This window comes from Myxococcus sp. MISCRS1 (assembly GCF_026626605.1).
GTDB classification, from domain to species: domain Bacteria; phylum Myxococcota; class Myxococcia; order Myxococcales; family Myxococcaceae; genus Myxococcus; species Myxococcus fulvus.
Map to the genome: position 1 here is coordinate 7,742,512 of NZ_JAPNKB010000001.1, position 25,478 is coordinate 7,767,989.

The following is a 25,478-nucleotide window of genomic DNA, read 5'->3' on the forward strand; positions in this document are numbered from 1 at the left end:
AATTCGCTGTCAGGAACCGTGCCAAAGGTGCTGTGGGGCCCCGAGGCAACGCCCGCGTCTCCCCTGGAGCGAGGTGGGCCCCCGCCCGCTTCGTCCTTCTTTGCCACAAGGAAGAGGCTTCACGAATGTCCGGTCGATTGGGTGAACTGCTGGTCCGCGAGAACCTCATCTCCGTCCAGCAGCTTCGCAAGGCCCAGGAAGAGCAGCAGAAGAGCGGCACGCGCATCGGCACCGCGCTCATCAAGACGGGCGCCATCGAGGAGTCGAAGCTCACCGACTTCCTCTCCAAGCAGTACGGCGTGCCGGCCATCAACCTGAAGGACTTCGACATCGACCCGGACATCATCAAGCTCGTGCCCAAGGAAGTGGCCGAGAAGCACCTGGTGATTCCGGTCAACCGCGCGGGCCCGTCGCTGATCGTGGCCATGTGCGACCCGTCCAACATCTTCGCCGTGGACGACCTGAAGTTCCTCACCGGCTACAACATCGAGACGGTGGTGGCCTCGGAGGTCTCCATCCGCGAGGCGATCGAGCGCTACTACGCGGAGAAGGGCCCCTCGATGGAGGAGATCGTCGGCGACGTCGGCGACGACATCGAGCTGGCGAAGGAGGAGACGGAGAACATCGACGAGATGGCGAAGGCCGCGGATGACGCGCCCGTCGTCAAGCTGGTGAACCTCATCCTCATGGACGCCATCAAGAAGCGCGCGTCCGACATCCACATCGAGCCGTACGAGAAGGACTTCCGGGTCCGCTTCCGCATCGACGGCGTGATGTACGAGGTGATGCGGCCGCCCATGAAGCTTCGCAACGCGATCACCTCGCGTCTGAAGATCATGGCCTCTCTGGACATCTCCGAGCGGCGCCTGCCGCAGGACGGCCGCATCAAGATCAAGATGGGCGGCGGCAAGGAGATGGACTTCCGCGTGAGCGTGTGTCCCACGCTCTTCGGCGAGAAGGTCGTGATGCGTCTGCTCGACAAGAGCAACCTCCAGCTGGACATGACCAAGCTGGGCTTCGACCCGCAGCCGCTCGCGTGGTTCAAGGAGGCCATCGACCGGCCCTACGGCATGGTGCTGGTGACGGGCCCCACGGGCTCGGGCAAGACGACGACGCTGTACTCGGCGCTCTCCAGCCTCAACGACGTGGGCACCAACATCTCCACCGCGGAGGACCCGGTCGAGTTCAACTTCGCCGGCATCAACCAGGTGCAGATGCACGACGACATCGGCCTGAACTTCGCGGCCGCGCTGCGCTCGTTCCTCCGCCAGGACCCGGACATCATCATGATTGGTGAGATCCGCGACTTCGAGACGGCGGAGATCGGCGTGAAGGCGGCCCTCACCGGCCACCTGGTGCTCTCCACGCTGCACACCAACGACGCCCCGGGCACGGTGAGCCGTCTGCTCAACATGGGCATCGAGCCGTTCCTGGTGACCGCCTCGCTCAACCTCATCCTCGCCCAGCGTCTGGCGCGCCGGCTGTGCCCGGCCTGCAAGAAGCCCGCAGACAAGGTGGACGAGCAGGCCCTCATCGACGCCGGCATCCCCCCGGACAAGATGGGCACCTTCACCCTGTACGAGAAGGTCGGCTGCCGCGACTGCAACGACCGTGGCTACCGGGGCCGTGTGGCCATCTACGAGGTCATGCCCTTCTGGGACGGCCTCAAGGAGCTGGTCATCAACGGCGCGTCCGCCTCCGAGCTGAAGCAGGAGGCCATCCGCCTGGGCATGAGCAGCCTGCGCATGAGCGGTCTCAAGAAGGTGATGGACGGCGCGACCACCCTGGAAGAAGTCGTGGGCAACACCGCGCCGGACCGCTTCTAGTCACTCCCTCCCCCAGACTGACCGAAGGACACCCCCACCGTGGCCAACCTGCACCAGCTCCTCAAGGCGATGGTCGAGAAGGGCGCTTCCGACCTCCACATCACCACCGGCTCCCCGCCCCAGCTGCGCGTGGACGGCGAGCTCGTCCCCTTGAAGACGGCGCCGCTGACGCCCGTGGAGACCAAGCAGCTCTGCTACTCCATCCTCACGGACGCCCAGAAGCACAAGTTCGAGGAGGACAACGAGCTGGACCTGTCCTTCGGCGTGAAGGGGTTGTCGCGCTTTCGCGCCAACATCTTCATGCAGCGTGGCGCGGTGGCCGGCGCGTTCCGCACCATTCCGTTCAAGATTTTGACCTTCCAGGAGCTGGGCCTGCCGCCCATCGTCGCGGAGCTGGTGAAGAAGCCCCGCGGCCTCATCCTGGTGACGGGCCCCACGGGCTCGGGCAAGTCCACCACGCTGGCCTCGATGATCGACAAGATCAACACCGAGCGTCATGAGCACATCATGACCATCGAGGACCCCATCGAGTACCTGCACCCGCACAAGAACTGCCTGGTCAACCAGCGCGAGGTGGGCGCGGACACCCGCAACTTCAAGACGGCCCTCAAGTACATCCTCCGCCAGGACCCGGACGTGGTGCTGGTCGGTGAGCTCCGAGACCTGGAGACCATCGAGGCGGCGCTCACCATCGCGGAGACGGGCCACATCTGCTACGCGACGCTGCACACCAACAGCGCGGTGCAGACCATCAACCGCGTGCTGGACGTGTTCCCGCCGTACCAGCAGCCGCAGGTGCGCGCCCAGCTGTCCTTCGTGCTGGAGGGCGTGATGAGCCAGGCGCTGGTGTCCAAGGCGGGGGCCCCGGGCCGCGTGCTGGCGCTGGAGGTCATGGTGCCCAACCCCGCCATCCGGAACCTCATCCGCGAGGACAAGGTCCATCAGATCTACTCGTCCATGCAGGTGGGACAGGCCAAGTACGGCATGCAGACCTTCAACCAGGCCCTGGCGGCGCTGCTGCTCCGACGGGTCATCTCGCAGGACGAGGCCTTCGGGCGCTCCAGCGACCCGGAGGAGCTGCGCAACATCCTGGCCACGGGCGGCGTGGTACCGGGGGCCCAGCGGCCGGCCGGGGGAGCGGCGGGTCGTTAGTTCCTGGTTTTGAGATTCAGCGGTTAGACTCGCGCGCGCGTCCGCGGAGGTCGAGCTCATGGCAGCACAGGCAGTCCAGAAGTCAGCTTCCAAGAAGAACACCGCCCAGTTCCTCTGGGAGGCGAAGACCAAGAGCGGTGAGACCAAGAAGGGTGAGATGGAGGCCTCGGATTCCGAGGCCGTCAACGCCCGTCTGAAGTCCCTGGGTCTCAACCCCGTCAAGGTGCGCAAGAAGAGCGCGCTCGACGGCGACATCACCCTGCCGGGCATGGGCGGTGTGACGGGCAAGGACATCCTCGTCTTCACCCGTCAGTTCGCGACGATGATCGACGCGGGTCTGCCGCTGGTGCAGTGCTTGGACATCCTCGCCAGCCAGATGGACAACCCGGCCTTCAAGAAGGTGCTGCTGGCCATCAAGGGCAAGGTGGAGCAGGGCAGCACCTTCGCCGACGCGCTCAAGGAGCACCCGAAGGTCTTCGACGAGCTCTACGTCCAGCTGTGCGCGGCCGGCGAGGTCGGCGGTATCCTCGACACCATCCTCAACCGGCTCGCGGCCTACCGCGAGAAGAGCGAGAAGCTCAAGCGCAAGGTCAAGGGCGCGATGACCTACCCGGCCATCGTCATCCTGGTGGCCGTCGGCGTGACGGCGCTCTTGCTCCTCAAGGTGACGCCGGTGTTCGCCGCCATGTTCGCGGACTTCGGCTCGGCGCTGCCGGCCCCCACCCAGTTCGTGGTGGACCTGTCCGCATGGGCGGAGGCGTACTGGTTCCACGTGGTCGCCTCCATCACCGTGGTGGTGGTGTCCTTCTCCTGGAGCTACAAGCAGCCCAAGGGCCGCAAGTTCTGGGACAAGGTGTTCCTGAAGATGCCGCTGTTCGGGCCCGTGCTGCGCAAGGTGGCCGTGGCGCGCTTCACGCGCACCCTGGGCACGATGATCTCCTCCGGCGTGCCCATCCTCGACGCGCTGGACGTGACGGCGAAGACGGCCGGCAACAAGACAGTGGAAGAGGCCATCTACTACGTGCGCGGGAAGATCGCCGAGGGCAAGAACATCGCGGGGCCGCTGCTCGAGACGAAGGTGTTCCCCTCCATGGTGGTGCAGATGATTGGCGTCGGTGAAGCGACGGGCGCCATGGACACCATGCTCAACAAGATCGCCGACTTCTACGACGACGAAGTCGACACCGCCGTCAGCGCGCTGACGGCGATGATTGAACCCATCCTGATGGTGTTCCTCGGCGGCGTGGTCGGCGGCTTCCTCATCGCCATGTACCTGCCCATCTTCTCCATTGCCGGTGCCATCAAGTAGCTCCGTCGTCTCCAGCGTGCGCGCGGACGAGGCCGAGAGGCTCCGCGTGCGCCTGGTCTGGCTGGTGTTGTTCCGCACGGTGGCGGCGAGCCTGTCGCTCGTCATCACCGTGGGGCGCCTGCTGATTCAGCCCCTCGAGGAGCCGAGCCGGGCGGACTCGCTGTCCCTGGGCGTCATCATCGCGGCCTATGCGTCCACGGTGGTGGTGGGCATCCGCCTGCGGCGCGAGAGGGCGGGGCGGCTGGACGCGTGGGTCCAGGTGCTGGGCGACGTGGTCATCGCCACGGGCCTCGTCTACCTGAGTGGTGGCTCCGACTCGCCGCTCACGTTCCTCTACAGCCTGGCCGTCATCGGCGCCGCGGTGGTGCTGGACTGGCGCGGCGCGCTGTGGGTGGCGGCGGCGGGCGCGGTGTCGTTCTCCTCGCTGGTGGTGGTGCTGCGGCTGACGGACGCGGCGCCGCTGGGGCCGGTGTTGTCCAGCCGCGGCCTGTTCGTGCTGGGCAGCAACCTGCTGGCGCTGGGGCTCATCGCGGTGCTGGCGGGCTACCTGTCGCGGCAGCTGTCCGCCACGGGCGGAGCGCTGTCGGCGCGCGAGGCGGACCTGCGCCGGTTGGGTGGGCTGCAGCAGCAGATCCTCTCCTCCATGCCTTCGGGGCTCATCACCTGCGACTCGCAGCGCCGCGTCACCTTCGTCAACGCCGCCGCGCGCGCCATCCTCCAGGTGGAGGGCGTCGAAGGCGTGGGCCAGCCGTTGGAGGCGCTCCTGCCGGGGGTGGCGGTGCTGGCGCCGCGCTCGTCGCGAGGCGAGCTGGTGGTGGGCGCCGAGCATGGCCGCCGGCGCATCCTCGGGCTGTCGGTGACGCCGCTGGAGGGCGAGTCGGGCGCGCTGCTCATCGTGTTCCAGGACCTGACGGAGCTGCGCAGGATGGAGGAGGACCTGGAGCGCTCGGACCGGCTGGCGAGCCTGGGGACGCTCTCCGCGCAGCTGGCGCACGAGCTGCGCAATCCGCTGGCGGCGATGCGGGGCTCGGCGCAGCTGCTCGCGCAGGAGCGCTCGAGCGACGTGGTGGTGCAGAAGCTCACCAACATCCTGGTGCGCGAGTCGGACCGGCTGGGGCGGCTGGTGGAGGACTTCCTTCGTTTCGCGCGGCCTCCGGAGCCGGTGCGGCGGGAGGTGCCGCTGGATTCACTCCTGACGGAGACGGTGGACATGCTGCGCGCGGACCCGCTGGCCCGGGACGTGCGGGTGGAAGTGTCCGCGCGCGAGCCGCTGATGGCCGCGGTGGACCCGGACCAGCTGCGTCAGGTGCTCATCAACCTGGTGCGCAACGGCTTCCAGGCCGCGGGGCCCAGGGGTGAGGTGAAGGTGGGATTGGCTAGGAGTGAGAAGGAAGCGCAGATTCGGGTGTGGGACTCGGCGGGGAGCATCACGGAGGAGATGATGGGACACCTGTTCGAGCCCTTCTTCACCACGCGGGACGGGGGCACGGGGCTGGGGCTGTCGACCGCGCATTCCATCGTCCGCGCGCATGGGGGCTCCATCCGCGTGCGCTCGGACCCGGCCGAGGGAACGGAGTTCGTCGTGGGGTTGCCGCTGTGACGACCATGCAGGCCCAAGAGGGCGCCTTCCGGGGCCATGTCCTCGTCGTGGATGACGAGCTGTCCATGCGCGAGTACCTGGAGCTCCTGCTGCACCGCGAGGGTTACGTGGTGACGAGCGTGCCCGGGGTGAAGCCCGCGTGCGAGGTGCTCGCGCGGGATGGCGTGGACCTGGTCATCTCCGACATGAAGCTGGGGACGGGCAGCGGTCTGGACGTGCTGCGCACGGCGCGTGCGCGCAAGGAGCCGCCGGAGGTCGTGCTGATTACCGCCTTCGGTTCGCCCGCCGCCGCGGTGGAGGCGATGCGCGAGGGCGCGTACGACTACATCTGCAAGCCCTTCGACAACGACGAGCTGCGGCTCCTGGTGCAGAAGGCGCTGGAGAAGCGCCTCTTGCGACAGGAGAACACCACCCTGCGCGCGCGGCTGTTGCCCGGGCTGGGCATGGCGGTGGGGCAGAGCGCCCGGATGCAGGCGGTGTGGTCGCTGGTGGAGAAGGTGGCGCCGGGGCGCAGCACGGTGCTGGTGACGGGGGAGAGCGGCACGGGCAAGGAGCTGGTGGCGCGGGCCATCCACATGCGAGGCAGCCGGGCGGCGCAGCCGTTCCTGCCCTTCAACTGCGCGGCGCTCAACGAGGGCACGCTGGAGAGCGAGCTGTTCGGCCACGTGAAGGGCGCCTTCACGGGGGCGTTGCACGAGCGCTCGGGGCTGCTGGTGTCTGCAGGTGAGGGCACCGTGATGTTGGACGAAGTGGGGGAGATGCCGCTGGCCACGCAGGTCAAGCTCCTGCGTGTGTTGCAGGAGCGCAAGGTGAAGCCGGTGGGCAGCGCGGCGGAGGTGCCCTTCCAGGCGCGCGTCATCGCGGCGACCAATCGGCGGCTGGAGGCGGAGGTGAAGGCGGGGCGCTTCCGCGAGGACCTCTTCTACCGGCTCAACGTGATTACGCTCGAGCTGCCGCCGCTGCGTGAGCGCGCGGGGGACATCTCGCTGCTCGCGGGCCACTTCCTGTCGAGGATGGCGGAGGAGCTGGGGCGTCCGGCGCTGCGCTTCGCGCAGGAGACCCTGGACCTGCTGGAGCGCTACGCGTTCCCCGGCAACGTGCGCCAGCTGCAGAACATGGTGGAGCGCGCGGCGACGCTGTCGGACTCGGACCTGCTGGGCCCGTCCACGCTGCCGCCCGCGGTGCGCGGCGAGTCGGAGCCGATGTCACGCCCGGGCGAGCCGGGCGAGCCGTCGCTGGGCACGGGCTTCAACCTGGAGCGCCACCTGGACGACAGCGAGCGGCGCTACCTGCTGGCGGCCCTGAAGCAGGCGGGCGGCGTGAAGACGCGCGCCGCGGAGCTGCTCGGGCTGTCGTTCCGCTCATTCCGCTACCGGCTGGCGAAGCACGGCCTCACGGATGAGCTGGAGGAGCCGACGGGACGCGGGTGAGGCGGCGTTTCAGCCCCGCGGTTCCTCGGGACGTGAGGCGCGGAGGACGCGGGTCGTGGAGAAGCGGTTGAGCACGGGGACGCGCGCGAGTACCCGTTCCATCAGCCCATAGGCGTTCTCCAGGGCCCCGGGAAAGCTGGGGAAGAACACCGGGAGGTTCTCCAGACGCAGCTGCTCAAGCCCCGCGTGCCGTGTCCACTCGCGTGCGTTGGCGGACGTGAGCTGGAACAGCCCCTTCTCGATGGGGTCTCTCAGGTACATGAGGTTCGCCGGGTGGAGCGGGTTGGGCTCCACGCAGATGACGTGGCCTCCGGCGCGCACGACCCTGCTCATCTCAGCCAGCATGGAAGGCTGGGAGGCCGCGTGATGGAGGACATCCACACAGAAGACGGCGTCGAACGAGCGATCCTGGAACGGGAGTCGCTCACCCACTGCGGTCCGGAGCGTCACGCGGGATTGGTGGTGGGGCGCCAGCCGCTCCCGGGCCTCGCGCAGGGGCGCCTCCGCGATGTCCACGCCGGTGTACTGACAGTCCTCGGACATGCGGTCCAGGAAGTACGTGAGCTGCAAGCCCTTGCCCACGCCGACCTCGAGCACCTTGCGACAGCCGGCAAGCTCGTCCGCGAGGAACGCGAACTTGCACTGCATTGTCCGTGGGAAAGAGGGGTGACCGAATACGCGAGTCGCGACGCGGGCGGGGTCCACTTCGAAGAAGGACTTCTGCTGTCCGTGATGCTCGTGGAATGAGCTCACCGAGAACCTCGTGTGATGGAAGTGGAGAGCGCGAGGTCGGGCATTCAGCCCACCTGTGCGACGGAGGACTGTTGCGATGCACCGGCCTCGGGGGAAAGAGGGATGGCGAGATAGCTCAGGCGCTTGGTCTCGAGGGCCAGCTGACTGGTGCTCTCCAGCACCAGCCCGAGGAAGGCCAGCAGCGAACCGAACAACACCATGCCCATGGCCAGGATGGCCGTGGGGAAGCGCGGCACCTGACCCGTCTGGAGGAACGTCATGAAAACGGGAACGGCCAGCAACACCGCGAGGAGGATGGTGCTCAAGCCCAGGGTCCCGAAGAACTGGCGGGGGCGGTGCAATCGCTGCAGCCGGAGGATGTGAGAGAGGATCCGGAATCCATCCCGCCAGGTGTTCAGCTTGCTGGTGGTTCCCTCCACCCGTTTCGAATAGCGGGTGGGCACCTCGCGCACGGGCATCCGGAGCTGGAGCGCGTGGATGCTCATCTCCGCTTCGATTTCGAAGCCTTCCGACATGCAGGGGAAGGACTTCACGAACCTGCGGGACAGGATGCGATAGCCCGAGAAGATGTCGGACTGGCCCTTCTCGAAGAGACGGGCCACCACTTGATTGAAGAGCCAGTTTCCCGCCACGTGGCCCATGCGGTACGCCTCCTTCTGATGATGGATGCGCGTTCCGATGACCATGTCCAGGCATTCCTCGGAGAGCAGGCTCACGAGTCGTCCCGCCATCGAGGCGTCATACGTTCCATCACCATCCGCCACCACGTAGATGTCCGCATCCACGTCCGCGAAGGCGCGCCGGATGACGTTGCCCTTGCCTCGTCGGGACTCGCCGCGCACGAGCGCTCCCGCGGCGCGGGCCACCTCGCTCGTGTCGTCCGTCGACGCGTTATCGTAGACGAGGATGGCAGCGGATGGCAGCGCTTGGCGGAACGCGAGCACGGTCTCCCGGATGGCTGGCCCCTCGTTGTGGCAGGGAAGAATGACCGCGATGCGTGGGGCTGACTGGGTCATGGGACAGGGGCGTCCAGCAGGGGGCGTGGAGTGCCACCTTGCGGCGGCCCTCCCAGTCTAGCGCAGGAATCCTCTCCCGCGTCGTTCCGCGTAGCGGTGGCTGGCTACTCTCCCATGGACAAGGCGCGAGCAGGCGGACCATCCTCGATGCCCCTCCGATGATTCCTTCCCGCTATCGTGCCTCGCTCATCCCGCTCGCTGCTGCCTGCGCCTGTGTGCTCGCCTACTGGGCCTTCTGGGAGTCGCAATTCGATGGCTTCATCCTGAATCTGGGCACCATCAACTTCCCGACCAGCCGCTGGCTGACGTTGGCGGCCATCCTCGCGTTCCTCGGACTTCCCCTGGTTGCCTTCGTGACGCTGGCGGGCGGGCGTATGGTGAGAGGCGAGCAGTTGGAGGCCTGGCGCTCCGCGTGGCGCGATTATCCCGACCGCCGAAGCGTCCTGCTGGCGGGCGTATTGGGAGCGTTGGTGCCCATGGCCATCCAGGCCTCGGTCCTGGTCTACACGCCGGTGACGGACGATGAGGCCTCGTACCAGTTCGCCGCGGAGTTGCTCAGCTCGTTCCGGCTCTACGTCGCGTCTCCGCCGATGAAGCTGTTCTTCGACAACGGGTTCCTCATCAACGATGGGAAGATGTACAGCCAGTACTTTCTCGGCTGGCCCTTCTTGTTGGCCTTCGGTGTGAAGGTCGGGTTGCCGTGGCTGGTGAATCCGTTGCTGTCGGGGGCGACCGCGGTGGGGTTGTTCCTCATTGCGAGGGGCTGGTGGGGTAGCGCATGGGGCCGGGTGGCGGTGGTGCTGTACCTGGTCTCTCCCTTGACGATGATTGGCGCGGCCACGCTGATGTCCCATACCGCGGCCATCTTCGCGCTGACCTGGATGCTCTATGCCGTCCAGCGCATCGAGGCGCGGGCGGGCCTTGGCGCCAGCGCCTGGGTCTCACTGCTGTTCTGTCTGGCTTTCTGGACGCGCCCCGCCGTAGCAGTGGGGCTGGGGACGCCATTCCTGGTGATGTGGGCCCTGCGTGTCTGGCGACAAGGAGGAAACGCTCGTTGGGGGCACGTCGGTGTCTTCGTGCTCATTGCGCTCCCCTTCGCGGGATTGTTCCTGCTGGCGAACCAGGAGATGACAGGCTCACCGTGGATGACCGGCTACCACGCGGGGGTTCGTTATGCGCAACAGAACGGCTACCGCTTCGTGTCCTTCGGGCCATCCCAGGTGAAGAGTGACAGCTTCCTGTATTTCCTCACGGATAGCTCCGCGACGTTGGCCGCGGGGCGAATGGTCCTGGCCCTCTTCCGTTTGAATCTGGATTCGTTCGGCTGGCCCCTGGGGTTTATTCTTGTCTTTCTGGCGAGAGGCGTCCCCGCGCGCTGGCTGGCCGCAGCGGTGCTCAGCTTCTGCGTCGCACATCTGCCGGTAGCGGACCCGGGGGTGGATACCTTTGGCCCCGTCCACTATTCGGAGCTGATGCTGCCCGTCGTGTTGTTGTCCACCGTGGGACTTCGCACTCTCTGGCATCGCGCGGAGGAGTTGGGCTTCAGCCGGTTCGTGCCTTTCGTGCTCGTGGGATTGGTGGTGGCCAGCGCGACGATGTATCTACCGCCGCGCATCCATACCCTGCGCCGGTTGACGACGGACGTTCGTCGTCCGCGTCTCGCGGTGGAGCGGCGGGTGCCTGACAACTCGGTCGTCTTCGTTCGTCCCGGCTTCGCTCCGCCGTGCACGTCAGCTCCCGCCAATCACTTCGTGTTCTTCCGGCAAAACAACGGGCCGGACCTGGATGCGCCGGTGCTCTGGGTGAATCACATCAACGTGGAGCGGGACCGGCAGTTCATGCGGACCGTGTTCCCGCAGCGCTCGGGCTTCATGTTGGTGGTCAATCGCCAATGTCAGCCTCAAATCATCCCCCTGGACGAGGCGACCGCCTCCGCCTTCCCTCCGTCGGTGCCCGAGCGTCCCGGTGACTTCCCCGAGGATGCGCCATGACCTGCGTGGTCGCGTGGGCCAGGAGTCATGAATGCTGAAACAGGAAGCTCGATGGCTGGGGCGCGCGCTGGCCGCCGCGCCCTTGAGCCAGGTGTCTCCCTTGCTCAACATCGGCAGCTCCACGCGCTACTTCCGTGAGATCCAGCAGCCGTGGATAGAGCGGGAGCTGTTCTCTCCGCTGCGGCGGCGGGGTGGTGTGGTCATCCACCAGGACATGAAGGCGGCGGATGGCGTGGATGTCGTCGGGGCGCTGGAGGACCCGCGCTGCCGCGCGAGACTCAGCGAGCTGGGTGTGCGTTCAGTGTGTTGCACGAACGTGCTCGAGCACGTGGAGGACCGCCGCGAGTTCGCCCACCAGTTGATGGAGCAAGTGGCTCCGGGTGGATTGTTGTTCCTCTCGGTGCCTCGCGCGTTCCCGTGGCATCCGGACCCCATCGACACGTTGTTCCGACCGACAGTCCCCGAACTGATGGCGCTGTTTCCCGGAATGCGGCTGGTTTCGTCCGCGATTGTTCCCTGCGGGCGCCTGGGCAGCCTGGTCGCCAATGACGTGCCCGGGGCCGTCCGGCGATTGCTGAAACCTGGCGCAGGCGCCGCGACGGATGCTCCCCGTGCGTCGATGGCGCACTGGCTCTGGCCTTGGCTGGTGCGGCCTTTCGAGGTGACGTGCGCGGTGCTGGAGCGCGTCTGAGTTCCTTGTCGGCTGTGAGGTCAGCTGCCGGACACGAGATGGGCAAGGGTGCGCTCGTACTCCGTCACGAAGCGCTCCAGTCCCCAGCGCGCCTTGGCCCAGTCCGCGATGTCGCCCCGCGGCGGCGGGTTTGACAGGACCTCTCGCAACGCCTCTGCCTGGGCGCTCAGTCCTTCCTCCAGCCTGACGCCGGGCGCATTGGAGACATTGGCGACGAAGGACGGGTCGCGTGAGACGACCGCGGGGAGGCCCGTCAGCATGCCTTCCTGGAGGGTGAGTGGCAGGCCTTCTCCGACGGAGGGCAGGAGCAGGGCGTCCGCGCAGCCATAGAGCAGGTGCATGCGCGCGTGGTCCACCTGCCGCAGGTGCACCGTGTTCGGGAGGTCCGAGACCTCGCTGGCCAGCGGGCCGTCTCCCGCCACCACGAGCGTCACTCCCTCGGAGGCCAGCAGTCGTTGAAGCTCGGCGACCCGGTGCACGCCCTTCTTGGGAACGAGCCGCGCGGCGAAGAGCACCAGTGCGCCCGTCTCCGGGAGCCCGAACTCCCGTCGTGCCCCCAGCCGCTCCTGCTCGGACAAGGGCTTGAAGCGCGGGTCGAAGCCCAGGGGGATGATGCGCAGGGGCTTCTTCACCCCGACGCGCTGGAAGTAGTCCACGACGTGGGGGCTGTAGGTCACCACCTCACTGGCGGCGCTCAGCAGGGTCCGCCCGAGCGTGCGGTAGGCAGCTGCCTGCACCCAGTCGAGCACTCCGCCGTAGGGCACCTCGCCCACGTGCTGGGTGACGAGCAGCGGCTTGCGACGGCCCTTCGAGAGCGCGGTGGTCAGCGAGGAGGAGAAGTAGAGGCAATCGTGGACGTGGATGACGTCGGCCCAGCGGACCTGCTCGTCGAGCTCCTTCCAGCCGGAGGGCGCCCACAGCGGCATGGGGACGTGCAGGTTCTTCTCGAGCCAGTTCCATGCGGAGACCCGGACGAAGGGGCCTGTTGTTCCCGGCTCCAGGGGCGTGGAGGCGGCGATCCACCGGACATCGTGGCCGCGACGCTGGAGCCCCTGGAACAGGGTGTCGATCATGATTTCGATGCCGCCGGGGTGGGGCGGCATGAAGTTGGAGACCTCGAGGATTCGCATGGAACGGGGACCCTGTCGGCGCCCGGTCCATGGGCGCGCGCGGACGAGTATAGGCGCGGACCTCGGGCTGTCCCGGACGGACTTGGGCTCCATCCCCCAGGTCTGGCGTGGAACCGCCCGGCAGGCGCCTTGCCCTCGTTGCGACCCGAGGTCCCGGCCCTGCCGGCGAAGAGAAGCCGGTAGACTCCCGCCCTTCGTGACACCGATGGACTCCGCCGACTCCCGCTCCTTTCGCCTCGCGCCTCGAACCCAGGTGCTGCTCGTCGCCTTGACGGCGGCACTCGTCTACGCCGGGACGTTGTTCAACGGCTTCGTCTACGACGATGCGCAACTGGTGGTGGACAATCCCTGGCTGCGCTCCTGGAGCGAGCTTGCGAACGCGTTCCAGCGTCCACTGTTCCCAGTCGAGGACGGGGCTATTCCCACCTCGGCGCGCGGTCCCGCGGCGAGCTACTTCCGACCGCTCGCGCACGTGCTCTTCTTCGCACAGCGCGCTGTCTTCGGGCTCGAGGCCTGGGGCTTCCACCTGGTGTTGCTGCTGCTGCACGCGGCGGTCTGCGCGCTGGTCTTCTGGCTGTTGCGCGCCTGTCTGAAGGTGAAGGAGTCCGGAGCATCGTCCTCGGCAGAGTGGGGCGCGCTGGCGGGTGCGCTCCTGTTCGCCGTGCACCCCGTGCACACCGAGTCGGTGGCGTGGCTGAGTGGCTGCATGGACGTCGCGGCGACGCTCCTGGTGCTCCTCGCGGTGCGACTCATGGTGGCCGGGCCCTCGTCCTGGGGACGGGGCGTGGGGGCGGGGCTCCTGTGGGGGGCCGGGCTGCTCTTCAAGGAAGTGGCCGTGGTGTTCCCCGCCGTGCTGTGGGCCACCGACAGGGCCGCGGGCGTCGGCGTTTCCCCGCTCGGGCTCAAGGGCTGGGTGCGTCGCTACGCGCCGCTCGGCGTGGGGGCCCTGGGATACGCGGCCCTCCGCCTGAATGCCGTCGGTCTCTCCGTACCTCTCCAGGGCGGCGAAGGGAGCGCGGGGCTGTATCCGGTCCACCTGCTGGCGTTGGTGGGGAAGCTGTGCGGCAAGCTCTTCTGGCCTCATCCGCTCGTGGTGACGATTCCCTCACGGGTTGAGCCCTTGGTCTCGGAGGTGGTGCTGGGGAGCCTCCTGCTGCTGCTCCTGGCGGGAGTGCTGTGGCGCTCCTGGCGCACGTCCCCGGCCGTGTTCGCCGGAGGCATCTGGCTGCTGACGCCGCTGTTGCCCATCTTCCTCATGCAACTGCGTGGCGTGGAGGCCTACGCGGAGCGCTTCCTCTACCTGCCCTCGGTGGGCTTCTGTCTGCTGATGGCGGCGGGGGTGAAGTGGATGCTCGAGCGCTGGGCCGCCCAGGCCCGCGCGGTGGGGCTCGTGGCGGGTGGTGTATTGGTGGTCTTCGCCGCGTTGACGCTGGCTCGGGTTCCCGCCTGGCGCGATGACATCGCGTTGTGGGAGGACACCCTCACGAAGACGCCGGAGGAGCCGAGCATCCACGCCTACCTGGGCGCGTCCTATCTCAAGGCACGTCGGGTGGAGGAGGCGGTTGCGCCGCTCCAGATTGCGGCCGAGGCGATGCCCCACCTCTACCAGCCGCAGAGCGACCTGGCCGTGGCGTATGCCCTGCTGGGACGCATGGACCTGGCCATCCCTCAGCTCGAACGGGTTCATGCGATGCGCCCTCGCGAGCCCGTCGTCCTCCACAACCTGGGACTCGCCCTGCGCAAGGCGGGGCGCCAGGAGGAGGCGGTGGAGCGCTTTCGGGCGGCGCTGCGGCTTTCTCCCCGGCGCGCCGACTCTCACCTGGAGCTGGGGCGCACCCTGCTGCAGCTGGGGCGCGCGGGGGAGGCCGTGGCCCCGCTCGAGGAGGCGCTGCGCTTGCGGCCCGACTCGGCGCCCGCGCGGGAGGGACTGCGGCAGGCGCGACTGGCCGCGGGCTCCGCGCCATGATGCGCGCGAGGCCCTGGGGGCAGGGCCTCGGTGCGACAGGCGCTTCAGCGGAAGTCGCGCCGCTCGAAGATGAAGATGGCGGCGGCGGTGAACAGCGCAGCCCAGCCCAGGCCGTAGCCGATGCCCGAGAAGAACGTGGATGCGTCCACCGGCAGCGCGTACGTCGCCTGGGGGCGGAAGTTCATCCGCTCCAGGTTGGGCAGCAGGTAGTAGAGCACCGTGGCCACCGTCTTCACCGGGCCATCGTCCAGCCTGCGCGCGATGTCGAACAGGTCATTGGCCAGGTGGCCGGCGAAGTAGATGCCCGTGGTGGCGATGGCCGACACGGCCGGGCCCGCGAAGCTGGAGAAGAGGATGCCCGCGCTGGTGAGCACGAGCAGTTCGAACCAGAGCCCCACCACCGCGAGGGCCTGGGTGGCGTTGATGCTGACCTGGAAGAGCGCCAGCTGACTCAAGAAGATGAGCATCATCGCCACCATCAGCACGGCGAGCGTCAGCATGTTGCCGGCCAGCCGAGCCAGCAGGAACTGCGAGCGCGACACGGGCTTGCTCACCACGAGGAAGATGGTGCGCCGCTCGATTTCGCGACTCAAGAGGCCGCTCGACAGGAAGATGGTGAGGAAGACGAGGATGAGGCTCATCATCCCCAGGCCGAAGTCGGTGAGCACACGGTCGAACGTGGCGACCGTCACCTCCGTCACCAGCGTGGACGACAGCAGCACCACCGCCGCGAAGGCGCCCACCACCACCGTGACGCGGTTGCGGCGCGCCTCGCGAAACCCGTTCCAGACCATCGCGCCGAACGCGCTCATGTGTTGATCTCCCCGCCGACGCTCGTCGCCCGCCCTGAATCCTTCAGGGCATCCATGAAGAGCTGCTCCAGGGAGAACTTCGCCGCCTGGAGGCTGTTGACCCGTCCGCCCGCCGCGAGCACCTGCCCCAGCAGCCGCTGGCTGTCAGAATCGGCGACCTGAAGCAGCACGCGCCCATCCAGGGCTTGCGTGGATTCAAGCGCCACGCCCAGGTTCTTCACCTGCTCCATCTTCAGCCCCTCCACCACCACCTCCACGGAGGGGACCTGCGCGGAGAGCAACTGCTGCACGCTGCCCTCGCGCACGCGGCGGCCGCCCACCAGCACGGCCAGCCTGTCGCAGAGCGCCTCCACGTCCGGGATGATGTGGCTGCAGAAGAGCACCGTGGTTCCCCTGTCCCGCTCGGCGAGGATGAGGTCTCTCATCTGCCTGCGGCCCACGGGATCCAGGCCGCTCGTCGGCTCGTCGAGGATGAGCATCCGGGGCCTGGCCACCAGCGCCTGGGCGAGCGCCACGCGCTGCACCATGCCCTTCGAGTAGCGGCGGATCTGCAGCTTCTCCGCGTGGCTCATGTCCACCGCGCCCAGGACCTCCTTCACGCGCAGGTCGAGCTCGTGGCCGCTCATGCCGCACAACTGTCCGGCGAGCGTCACGAACTCGCGGCCGGTGAGGTACTCGTACGGCGCGGGGTTCTCCGGGAGGAAGCCCACCAGCCGCCGGGTCGCCGCCTGGTCCACCGGCTGGCCGTACAGCAGCGCGGTGCCTCCGCTGGGGCGCACCAGGTTCATCAATATCTTGATGGTGGTGGACTTGCCGGCGCCATTGGGGCCGAGCAGGCCGTAGATCTGCCCGGGGCCGACCTCGAGGTCGAGACCTTGGAGCGCGCGGACCGTGCGGTTGAACCAGAAGCCGACCTTGTACGTCTTGGAGAGGCCTTGGGTCTGGATGGGAGGAGCGTCAGGGCTGGGGGTCGTCATGGCTCTCTACGACGCGGGGCTTGGGGACGATGCGCTCGCCCTCTTCGGTCTTCAGGTTCTTGATGAGCTCGAGCCGGAACTTGGCGGCGGAGGAATAGCTCCGTCCATCCTCGCCGATGAAGAACTCACCGCCCAACGGGTCGGTGGGCAGCTTGTCCAGGTCTCCAGCGGGGACGAGCACCGTGAGCGTGTCGGGCAGGTGGCCTTCGCGGGCCTTGTAGCGCTCGATGGCCTCATCCAGACGTTGGAGCATCCGCTCCTGGAGGATCTCGCTGACCCGACGCGCGTAGTACTCGCGCGTCTGCGCGTCTTCGGCGCCGTCGCGAAGCATCATCGCCAGGCTCAGGCTGGTGTCGAAGTCTCCCGCCTGGGCATACAAGCGCGTCGCCAGGGCGGAGTACCAGTCGGGCGCGTCCGGGGCTTTCGCCAGCTCCTCGATGATGGCGGCCGCCTCCTTGTAGCGGCGCTCGAAGAACATGAGGTTGTAGGCGAGCTGGAAGTGGATGCGCTTGTCCTCGGGCGTGTTGGCGATGCCCTTGCGCAGGATGGCCGTGGACTCCTGGACGTTCTCGTACTGTTCGCGGCCCAGATGGATGGGGATGGTGATGCCCGCGAACGTGTAGACCTTCGAGAAGCGAGGGTCGAGGTCCGTGGTGAGGTCCGCGTAGTAGTAGATTTCGCGGTACTCGGCCGGGTTCGTGGCGGCGCCCACCCTGTTGATGGTGAGAATCCAGAAGTAGTCCGAGACGAGCGCGAGCTGCGCCTTGAACAACACCTTGAGGAAGCCGGCTCGGGGTAGCAGCGGGCGATCACCCAGGTAGAGCGGAGGGGAGGGCCGGGCCGCCAGCGGCACCACCAACAACAACCCAGCGGCCAGGAGCATGGAAGGCAGCTTGCGCATCGGTCCTTGGAAACGAAGGCGGGGCACCCAGTCGCCTGGGCGCCCCGCTGGTACCACAGGATGGCCCGCTCGAAGCGAGTCCCTGGGGGTATTAGCAGCTCACGTCGTTGTAGGCGTTGCCCGGCTCGCCACCACCGATGGAGGTGGTGTCAACGCCGCAGGTGTTGGTGAGCGTGGTGGGGGAGGACGCGAAGGACGTGATGCCCCACGTGTCGCCGGCCGGGTCATTGTCCACGTTGCCGATGGCCGTCGCGTTGAACTCGCAGTTGGGGCAGTCGGTGGCGGCCGGGGTCACGCCAGCGGTCAGGGGCGCGGAGGCCGTGGGGGTCTTCGCGAAGCGGGCAAGGTCCTGGCCGATGCAGCCGGCGCCGTACGTACGCGCGCTCACGGCCTGGGCGATGTTGCACGTGCCGGTGATGCCGTAGCTGAAGCGGTTGCCGGGCTCGGGGTCGAAGCCGACGACCTTGAAGTCGGTGACGTACTTGTCCTTCTCGCCGAAGTACGCCTTCTGGGCCGTGAAGATGGCCTTCAGGTTGGTCTTCGCCTCGGACTGCTTGGACTTGGCCTGGAAGCGGATGAAGTTCGGGATGGCGATGGCGGCCAGGATGCCGATGATGGCGACGACGATCATCAGCTCGATGAGGGTGAAGCCACCCTTCTTCTTCAGGAGACGGTTCAGCATGTCGGGAGTGCTCCGCAGGTGCAGAGGGGGGTTGAACGACTGCCCGGATTCTTAGCACGAAGGGTGCCATGGCCAACAGTCACCCCAACCTGAGGATTTCCCACGAGGTCGGGCAGCGCTCCCCGTCAGGCAGGGCGCCTGGTTGCCAAATTTTGTCACTGCTTCTGACGGAAATCGTCGATCCAGGGGGCTGACCTCTCCGGGCGCGACGCTAGGATGCCGGGCTCCGTGACGGACTTCTCCCTCCTGCCGGGCTGGGCCGGGCCTCTCTTCAGCGCCTTCCTCCTGGTCCTCGGCCTGTGTATCGGCAGCTTCCTCAATGTCGTCATCGCGCGTGTCCCCGAAGGACTGAGCATCGTCCGGCCCGGCTCGCGCTGTCCCCGGTGCGGGCACGTGCTCTCCTGGTACGAGAACATCCCCGTGCTCTCGTGGCTGGCGCTGAGGGGACGGTGTCGTTCGTGTCACGCGCCCATCTCGCCGCGCTACGTGCTCGTCGAACTGCTCACGGGACTCTTGTTCCTCGCGTGCCTGAGCCGCTTCGGGTGGACGTACGAGCTGTTCCCCGCGCTGGTGCTGGTGTCGCTGTTGATACCGCTCACCTTCATCGACCTGGCGCACTGGATACTGCCGTTCTCGCTGACGGTGCCGGGCATCGCCGCGGGGCTGTTGCTGGCGGTGCCGCGCGGCGCGGACGCGGTGGTGGACGCGACGGTGGGCGCGGTGCTCGGCTTCCTCGTCTTCCGCCTGATGGAGTACATCGGTTGGAAGGTCTTCAAGAAGGAGGCGTTGGGCGGCGGCGACAAGTTCCTCGTCGCGCTGCTGGGTGCGTTCCTCTCCTGGCGAGCGCTGCTCGGCATCCTCTTCCTGTCCTCGCTCCAGGGCGCGGTGGTGGGGATTGCGCTGCTCGCCCTCACGGGACGCGCGGGGCCCGCGGCGCAACCTCCTGCGCCGGACGCGCAACCCTCTCCGACGGGGCCGGGGCCCGCGCCGGCCTCGGATGCGTCTCCGGCTGGTGATGGGGCGTCGGGCGTCGCGTCGACATCGACCTCGAGCGGCGTCACGCTGCCCTCGTCGGATGATGTGTCGCTGCCAGGGATGGCCGCGCACCCGGCGGGCGGCGCGCCCATATCCGAGGCGGGGCCGGAGGAGGAGCCCGAGCCCACCATGACATGGGAGTTCACCCGGCCCGGCATTCCGCTGTGGAAGCGGCTGCTCCTGGTTCCCTGGTGCCTGCTCGTCCAGCCGATTCCCGACGCACCCGTGGACGAGGAGACGGGCGAGGAGGAGGAGTGGGTGCCTGGCCCCACCAACATCCCCTTCGGACCGTGGCTCGCGCTCGCGGGGCTGGAGGTGCTGTTGCTCGGTCCCTGGCTGGCGCGGGTGCTGCCCATGGACATCGCGCTGCTCCTGGGAGGCGCGCCGTGAGCCGCGCGGGCACGCGATGAAGTGGCGCATCGCCAGCGTGGCGTTCCTGCTGGCCTCGCTCTGCACCGGCCTGTCCTGGCTGTCATTGCAGCCCGTCCTCATCCGGCTCCTGGACCTGGGGCGGCGGCTGGCCCGCCCGGGCACGCCGGACGCGGAGGTGCTGTCGCAGGTGCGAGGGTTCCTGCCGCTGGCGCTCGGGCTGGACCTGGTGGCGCTCACGCTGCTGGCCTACGGGATTCTGTATCTGACGGTGGGGCGCCCGCTGCGCTCGGCCGAGGAGATGGTGGAGCAGCTCGGCCGCCTGGAGCCCGACCCGCACCTGTCGCCCACGCAGGGCGGCCCGCTGCTGTCGCGCATGCAGCGCGCGCTGCAGCGGCTGGCGGATGCGCTGCGCCAGGAGCAGTCCCTCACGCGCTCCCAGATGGAGTCCCTGCGCGAGGCGAACACGCGGCTGACCCGCGCGCAGACGGAGCTGGTGACCTCCGAGCGGCTCGCCACCGTGGGACGGCTGGCAGCGGGCGTGGCGCACGAGGTGGGCAACCCGCTCGCGGGCATCCTGGGCTACCTCTCCCTGGCACGGATGAAGGCGCCCTCAGCGGAGCTGAAGGACTACCTGGAGCGCATCGACCATGAGGTGCAGCGCATCGACCGCATCGTGCGGGGGCTGCTCGACCTGGGTCGTCCCGAGACGGCCTCTCCGGGACCCGTGGATGTCGGCTCGGTGGTGGAGACGTGCGTGCGACTGGTGCGGGCCGCGCCGGAGCTGGCGGGCGTCTCGGTGGAGCTGTCGCTCGAGCCGGGGATGCTGGCCCGCGCGGAGCCGGGGCCCTTGTCGCAGATCCTCATCAACCTGCTGCTCAACGCCGCGCAGGCCATGGGAGGGCAGGGCAGCGTCAGCGTCACCACCCGGCTGGAGGCGGGCGAGGCGCGGGTGATGGTGACTGACCAGGGGCCGGGAATCCCGCCTGACGTGATGCCCCGGCTGTTCGAGCCCTTCTTCACGACGAAGGGACGCCAGGGCACGGGCCTGGGACTCGCGGTGTCGCTGCGACTCGCGCAGGTGATGGGCGGGCGACTGGGCGCGGAGAACCTCCCCGAGGGCGGCGCGCGCTTCACCCTGGCCCTCCCCGCCGTGTGAGCGGGCCAGAAGCTATCTCCTCCCGCGACTCTGGGGGATGATGGAGGCAAGGCCGCCATGTCCCTGTTCCGCTCCATCCTCGTCGCCGACGACGAGCCCTCCATCCGCCACATCCTCACGTTGGTGCTCACCGACCGGAAGTACGAGGTGCGCGCCGTCGCGGATGGAGAGGAGGCCCTGAGGGAGCTGGCCGCGCGCGACTACGACGTCCTGCTGTGTGACGTGCGCATGCCTCGCAAGGACGGCCTCACGCTCCTGCGCGAGGCCCAGGCCGCGCACCCGGGGCTCACCGTGGTGGTGATGAGCGCCTACGGCTCGCAGGAGCAGGCGCTGGAGGCCGTGTCCGCGGGCGCCTACGACTACGTCCAGAAGCCCTTCAAGCCCGAGGAGATCGTCTTCGTCCTGCGCAAGGCCGAGGAGCGCGAGCGGCTGCTGCGCGAGAACAAGCGCCTGAAGCAGTCGGGCCTGCCGTCGCTGCCCCAGGGCCACATCCTCGGCTCGAGCGCTCCGTTGCAGGCGGTGCTCCGGCAGGTGGCGAGGCTGGCGCCCGTGGACACCACGGTGCTCATCAGTGGCGAGAGCGGCACGGGCAAGGAGCTCATCGCCCGGGAACTGCACGCGAAGAGCCCCCGCGCGCCCCTGCCCTTCGTCGCCGTCAACTGCGGCGCCATCCCCGGCGGGCTCCTGGAGAGCGAGCTGTTCGGCCACGCCAAGGGCGCCTTCACCGACGCACGCACCGCCAAGCGCGGCCTGTTCGCGGAGGCCGACGGCGGCACGCTCTTCCTGGACGAGGTGGGCGAGCTGCCGCTGCCCGCGCAGGTGAAGCTCTTGCGCGTGTTGCAGGAGGGGGAGATACGCCCCGTCGGCGAGAGCCGGGTGGAGAAGGTGGACGTGCGGGTGGTGGCGGCCACGCTGCGCGACCTGGGCAAGCTGGTGGAGAAGGGGGAGTTCCGCGAGGACCTCTACTACCGGCTCAACGTGGTGAACGTGCGGATACCGCCCCTGCGCGAGCGCCGCGAGGACGTGCCGCTCCTGGCGAGCGCGTTCCTCCATCGCTTCAACCGCGAGCTCAACCGGGAACCCCCCGTGGAGGGGCTGTCACCGGAGGCCGAGGCGCTGATGTCCGCCTACGCGTGGCCGGGCAACGTGCGCGAGCTGGAGAACGCCATGGAGCGCGCGGTGCTCCTTGCGGATGGCCCGCACATCCTCCCGGCCAACCTGCCCGAAAGGCTGTGGGCCGCCCCCACACCCGGACCGGCCACGGCGGGGGATGGCGGAGTGCAACAGGTCGGTAGTGACCTGTCGCTCAAACGGGCCATCCGGGACCTCGAGGAGTCCTACATCCGGGCGGCGCTTCGTCGGACGAAGGGCAACCGCACCCGGGCGGCCGAGGTGCTGGACATCAGCCACCGGGCGTTGCTGTACAAGATCAAGGAGTACGGCATCGACCCGGACGCCGAGGCGGAGCGGGGATGACCGGGTGGGGTGTGCCGTCCCCATTTGACCAAATGCGTCCGAGGCCGGAAAATCGGGCCTCCGCGACCGTGGTGGGGGCCTGGCGCAGCAAGAACGCAGGGGTCCCGGCCGAACGGAGAGCAGGCGGGCTCCGGGCACTTTTTAGGTGGGGTTGACGGCCAGTGCTACGCTGGCCGCCTCTCGACGGAGTCAAGAATGGCGAAGGGCAAACTGGCACTCGGTCTGGACATCGGATCGACCTCCATCAAGATGATCCTGCTCAAGGAGCAGCGCAAGCGCGGCGAGGTCGGCTTCGCGTTGCAGAGCTTCGGCATGAAGCCGCTGCCTCCGGAGGCCATCGTCGATGGAGCGCTGATGAACTCCACCGCCATCGTGCAGGCGGTGCAGGAGCTGATGTCCGAGCTGAAGGTGAAGGGCAAGGACGTCGCCATCGGCGTGTCCGGCCACTCGGTCATCATCAAGAAGATTCAGATGCCGCGCATGTCCCAGGAGGAGCTCGAGGAGAGCATCCAGTGGGAGGCCGAGCAGTACATCCCGTTCGATGTGAAGGACGTGAACATCGACACGCAGATCCTCGACGGCGGCGGCAACGACGCCACCGGGCAGATGGACGTGCTGCTGGTGGCCGCCAAGAAGGACATGATCAACGACTACACCACCGTGGTCTCCGAGGCGGGCCTCGCGCCGGTGGTGGTGGACGTGGACGCCTTCGCCGTCCAGAACATGTTCTCCGTCAACTACGACCTCCCGGAGAAGGAGACCGTGGTCCTCATCAACGCGGGCGCCTCGGTGGTGAACATCAACATCATCGCCAACGGCGTGACGGTCTTCACCCGCGACGTCACCATCGGTGGCAACCAGTTCACCGAAGAAATCCAGAAGCAGCTCAACGTCTCCTACGAGGAGGCCGAGGCGCTGAAGATCGGCGGCAACCGCGCGGACGCGGACGCCGTGGTGCCCCAGGATGTCGAGCGCGTGCTCTCCAGCGTGGCCGAGCAGGTGGCCGGCGAAATCCAGCGCTCGCTGGACTTCTACGCGGGCACGGCGGCGGACTCGAACTTCACCAAGGTCTACCTGTCGGGTGGCACGGCGAAGATTCCGGCCCTGTTCAAGACGATTGAAGCGCGCACCGGCGTGCCGGTGGAGATCCTCAACCCGTTCCGCAAGATCGAAGTGGACAACCGCAAGTTCGACCCCGCGTTCATCATGGACGTGGCGCCCATGGCCGCGGTGGCCGTGGGACTGGCGCTCCGGCGTCCGGGCGACAAGCTGGCCTGACCTGTCCACCTCCTGGAGACGACGCACATGATGATTCGCATCAACCTGCTTCCCGTCCGGAAGGTCCAGACCCAGCAGAAGGGCCGGCAAGTGCTGGTCCTCTTCGCGCTGGCGCTCCTCGGCGCCGCCGTGGGCAACTACTTCTGGTACGACGACCGTGATTCCGAATACCAGCGCAACGCTCAGGGCATCGCCCAGACGCGCGCGAAGATCGCCGAGCTGGAGAAGGTCATCGGCGAGGTGAAGAACATCAACGCCCGCAAGGCGGAGGTCGAGAAGAAGCTCGCGGTGCTCGACTCGCTGCGCAAGGGCCGCAACGGCCCGGTGCGGATGATGGACGCGCTCGCGTCCGCCACGCCCAAGAAAGTCTGGGTGAAGGGCTTCGTCGAGTCCGCCAGCGCGGTGTCCATCGACGGCTCGGCCGTCAGCCACGACGAGGTCGCCGAGTTCATGCGCGGCCTGAACGGCGTGGTGTGGACGCCCAAGGGCATGGGGCGCCTGGTGGACCAGCGCCGTGACGCGAAGACGTCCCGCGTGGAGCTGCTCACGGCGGAGGCCACCATCGAGGAGTTCCCGGCCGGGCAGATCACCCCGTTCTTCACCAACATCGACCTGACGAGCGCGGTGCAGACCAAGGCGTCCGCGGGTGTCACGGGCATGCCCCCCCTGGTCGACTTCAAGATCACCCTCAGCGCGAACTACGCCATCTGACCGAGGCCCCACCATGGACAAGTACCTGGACCAATTCGTCAAGGCGTCCCCGGGCGTCAAGTTCGGTGGCCTCGCCGCGGTCATCATCCTGATGACCGCCGCCAACTACTTCCTGCTCATCGAGCCGACCGAAACGAACATCGAGCAGCAGCTGGCCGAGCGGCGCACGCTGGACCTGGAGCTGGCCGAGAAGAGCGAGATCGCCCAGAACCTCAACGAGCGCCGGCGCGAGATGGACGTGCTGGAGCAGAAGCTCGCCGAGGCCCTCACGGAGCTGCCGGAGAAGAAGGACGTCGAGGAGCTGCTCGCGCAGATCAACGACATCGGCAAGAAGAGCGGCCTGGAGATCTCCCTGGTTCAGCCCGACCGCGAGTACGTGGGTGGCGGCGAGTTCTTCGCCCGCATCCCCATCCGCATGACGGTGAGCGGCAACTACCACGAGATCGCCATGTTCCTGCAGGAGATGGCGAACATGCGCCGCATCGTGAACGTCAACAACATCAACCTGGGGCAGCCGACGCTGAAGAACGAGAAGGTCGTCCTTCAGAGCAGCTTCCTGGCGACGACCTTCCGGTTCGTCGAGACCCAGAAGAACTAGAAACTTGATCCGTCCCGGAAGTAGGGCGACAAGGGGATTGAGGATGAAGATGTTCAAGGCCACCATGACGACCGCCGCGCTCGCGCTGACGCTCGCTGCCTGCGAGGACGAGGCTCCGCCGCCTCCTCCGCCGGTGGCGGCTCCCGCGCCGGCCGCCCCCGCCGCGCCGGCGGAGACGGCCCCCGCCGCGGTCGAGGCCGCGGCGGCTGCGCCGTACGTCTACTCGTACAACCCGGTGGGCAAGCGCGACCCGTTCCGCAGCCCGCTGGAAGAGCTGGGGCCGGTGAACCCCAACATCGCGGCGCCCACCTGCACGGAGCCGCTGTGCGCGTTCGATCTGGACCAGCTCAAGCTGGTCGCGGTCGTCACGGGCGACGCCAATCCACTTGCCATGGTCGAAGACCCGCTGGGTCGAGGCCACATCGTGCGCCGCAACACCCGCGTGGGGCGCCAGGGCGGCAAGGTCACGCAGATCCTCCGTGATTCGCTGACGGTGACCGAGGTGTTCTCGGGCAACGGAGAGATCATCAAGAATCCGGTGACCCTGCAGCTCAAGCCCGATGATCGGCAGGACCCGAGCTACAATTTAATGACGGGCAAAAACTACGGGGAGTAG

Annotated in this window: 22 protein-coding genes; 15 read left to right on the plus strand and 7 right to left on the minus strand. The window is 67.8% G+C overall.

What is annotated here, in order from left to right; genetic code table 11:
- Window positions 1-125 precede the first annotated feature (125 nt).
- Genes pilB through OWM54_RS30920 form a run of 5 tightly spaced genes read left to right on the plus strand, consistent with a single transcriptional unit; the run spans window position 126 to window position 7,317 of the window.
- The gene (gene pilB / locus OWM54_RS30900) at window positions 126-1,826 is read left to right on the plus strand and encodes a type IV-A pilus assembly ATPase PilB (RefSeq protein WP_141329363.1); all 1,701 of its coding nucleotides are present in this window, start codon (window positions 126-128) and stop codon (window positions 1,824-1,826) included.
- A gap of 39 nt (window positions 1,827-1,865) precedes the next feature.
- Complete coding sequence (locus tag OWM54_RS30905) at window positions 1,866-2,978, plus strand: type IV pilus twitching motility protein PilT (protein ID WP_141329361.1); 1,113 nt, start codon at window positions 1,866-1,868, stop codon at window positions 2,976-2,978.
- A 58-nt stretch (window positions 2,979-3,036) separates the two neighbouring features.
- Entirely contained in the window at window positions 3,037-4,287 is a 1,251-nt protein-coding gene (locus OWM54_RS30910; protein ID WP_267699808.1) for a type II secretion system F family protein, read from the plus strand.
- 46 nt (window positions 4,288-4,333) lie between these two features.
- Complete coding sequence (locus OWM54_RS30915; RefSeq protein ID WP_223781743.1) at window positions 4,334-5,887, plus strand: two-component system sensor histidine kinase NtrB; 1,554 nt, start codon at window positions 4,334-4,336, stop codon at window positions 5,885-5,887.
- Between the two features lie 5 nt (window positions 5,888-5,892).
- A complete protein-coding gene (locus tag OWM54_RS30920) occupies window positions 5,893-7,317 on the plus strand; it encodes a sigma-54-dependent transcriptional regulator (RefSeq protein WP_267699809.1) in 1,425 nt (474 codons plus the stop codon).
- 9 nt (window positions 7,318-7,326) lie between these two features.
- Here OWM54_RS30920 and OWM54_RS30925 read toward each other — a convergent pair whose 3' ends face one another.
- Window positions 7,327-7,965: a class I SAM-dependent methyltransferase gene (locus tag OWM54_RS30925; protein ID WP_267699810.1), complete on the minus strand. Its 639-nt coding sequence runs from the start codon at window positions 7,963-7,965 to the stop codon at window positions 7,327-7,329.
- A 149-nt stretch (window positions 7,966-8,114) separates the two neighbouring features.
- Complete coding sequence (locus tag OWM54_RS30930) at window positions 8,115-9,086, minus strand: glycosyltransferase (RefSeq protein ID WP_267699811.1); 972 nt, start codon at window positions 9,084-9,086, stop codon at window positions 8,115-8,117.
- A 158-nt stretch (window positions 9,087-9,244) separates the two neighbouring features.
- On the opposite strand from OWM54_RS30930, the gene OWM54_RS30935 reads away from it, so the two are divergent.
- Entirely contained in the window at window positions 9,245-11,077 is a 1,833-nt protein-coding gene (locus tag OWM54_RS30935; RefSeq protein ID WP_267699812.1) for an ArnT family glycosyltransferase, read from the plus strand.
- A gap of 31 nt (window positions 11,078-11,108) precedes the next feature.
- The gene (locus OWM54_RS30940) at window positions 11,109-11,768 is read left to right on the plus strand and encodes a class I SAM-dependent methyltransferase (protein ID WP_267699813.1); all 660 of its coding nucleotides are present in this window, start codon (window positions 11,109-11,111) and stop codon (window positions 11,766-11,768) included.
- Between the two features lie 20 nt (window positions 11,769-11,788).
- Here the strand turns inward: OWM54_RS30940 and OWM54_RS30945 are convergent, their stop codons facing one another.
- On the minus strand, window positions 11,789-12,898 hold the full coding sequence (locus OWM54_RS30945) for a glycosyltransferase family 4 protein (RefSeq protein ID WP_267699814.1): 1,110 nt from the start codon (window positions 12,896-12,898) through the stop codon (window positions 11,789-11,791).
- 205 nt (window positions 12,899-13,103) lie between these two features.
- Between OWM54_RS30945 and OWM54_RS30950 the strand changes: the two genes are divergently transcribed.
- Entirely contained in the window at window positions 13,104-14,864 is a 1,761-nt protein-coding gene (locus OWM54_RS30950; RefSeq protein ID WP_267699815.1) for a tetratricopeptide repeat protein, read from the plus strand.
- Window positions 14,865-14,908: 44 nt separating this feature from the next.
- On the opposite strand, the gene OWM54_RS30955 is transcribed toward OWM54_RS30950, so the two are convergent.
- The 4 genes from OWM54_RS30955 to OWM54_RS30970 form a co-directional block, all read right to left on the minus strand.
- A complete protein-coding gene (locus OWM54_RS30955) occupies window positions 14,909-15,676 on the minus strand; it encodes an ABC transporter permease (protein WP_267699816.1) in 768 nt (255 codons plus the stop codon).
- The gene (locus tag OWM54_RS30960; RefSeq protein ID WP_223748129.1) at window positions 15,673-16,653 is read right to left on the minus strand and encodes an ABC transporter ATP-binding protein; all 981 of its coding nucleotides are present in this window, start codon (window positions 16,651-16,653) and stop codon (window positions 15,673-15,675) included. The genes OWM54_RS30955 and OWM54_RS30960 overlap by 4 nt, the downstream gene beginning before the upstream one ends.
- Window positions 16,634-17,554 carry a tetratricopeptide repeat protein gene (locus OWM54_RS30965; protein ID WP_267699817.1) on the minus strand — a complete coding sequence of 307 codons (921 nt, stop codon included), beginning with the start codon at window positions 17,552-17,554 and terminating at the stop codon, window positions 16,634-16,636. The genes OWM54_RS30960 and OWM54_RS30965 overlap by 20 nt, the downstream gene beginning before the upstream one ends.
- A gap of 91 nt (window positions 17,555-17,645) precedes the next feature.
- On the minus strand, window positions 17,646-18,221 hold the full coding sequence (locus OWM54_RS30970) for a prepilin-type N-terminal cleavage/methylation domain-containing protein (RefSeq protein ID WP_267701183.1): 576 nt from the start codon (window positions 18,219-18,221) through the stop codon (window positions 17,646-17,648).
- 231 nt (window positions 18,222-18,452) lie between these two features.
- Here OWM54_RS30970 and OWM54_RS30975 point away from each other — a divergent pair, with 231 nt between their 5' ends.
- The 7 genes from OWM54_RS30975 to OWM54_RS31005 all read left to right on the plus strand — a co-directional run bounded on the left by OWM54_RS30975 (window position 18,453) and on the right by OWM54_RS31005 (window position 25,478).
- Window positions 18,453-19,661, plus strand: coding sequence for a prepilin peptidase (locus OWM54_RS30975; protein ID WP_267699818.1), 1,209 nt, complete (start codon window positions 18,453-18,455; stop codon window positions 19,659-19,661).
- A 16-nt stretch (window positions 19,662-19,677) separates the two neighbouring features.
- Window positions 19,678-20,799: a sensor histidine kinase gene (locus OWM54_RS30980; protein ID WP_267699819.1), complete on the plus strand. Its 1,122-nt coding sequence runs from the start codon at window positions 19,678-19,680 to the stop codon at window positions 20,797-20,799.
- A gap of 57 nt (window positions 20,800-20,856) precedes the next feature.
- Entirely contained in the window at window positions 20,857-22,275 is a 1,419-nt protein-coding gene (locus tag OWM54_RS30985; RefSeq protein ID WP_223781756.1) for a sigma-54-dependent transcriptional regulator, read from the plus strand.
- A gap of 195 nt (window positions 22,276-22,470) precedes the next feature.
- Entirely contained in the window at window positions 22,471-23,553 is a 1,083-nt protein-coding gene (pilM, locus tag OWM54_RS30990) for a type IV pilus assembly protein PilM (protein ID WP_046715650.1), read from the plus strand.
- Between the two features lie 27 nt (window positions 23,554-23,580).
- Window positions 23,581-24,264: a PilN domain-containing protein gene (locus OWM54_RS30995; RefSeq protein ID WP_223748134.1), complete on the plus strand. Its 684-nt coding sequence runs from the start codon at window positions 23,581-23,583 to the stop codon at window positions 24,262-24,264.
- A gap of 13 nt (window positions 24,265-24,277) precedes the next feature.
- Window positions 24,278-24,862, plus strand: coding sequence for a type 4a pilus biogenesis protein PilO (locus OWM54_RS31000; protein WP_223748135.1), 585 nt, complete (start codon window positions 24,278-24,280; stop codon window positions 24,860-24,862).
- A gap of 43 nt (window positions 24,863-24,905) precedes the next feature.
- Window positions 24,906-25,478 carry a pilus assembly protein PilP gene (locus OWM54_RS31005; RefSeq protein WP_267699820.1) on the plus strand — a complete coding sequence of 191 codons (573 nt, stop codon included), beginning with the start codon at window positions 24,906-24,908 and terminating at the stop codon, window positions 25,476-25,478.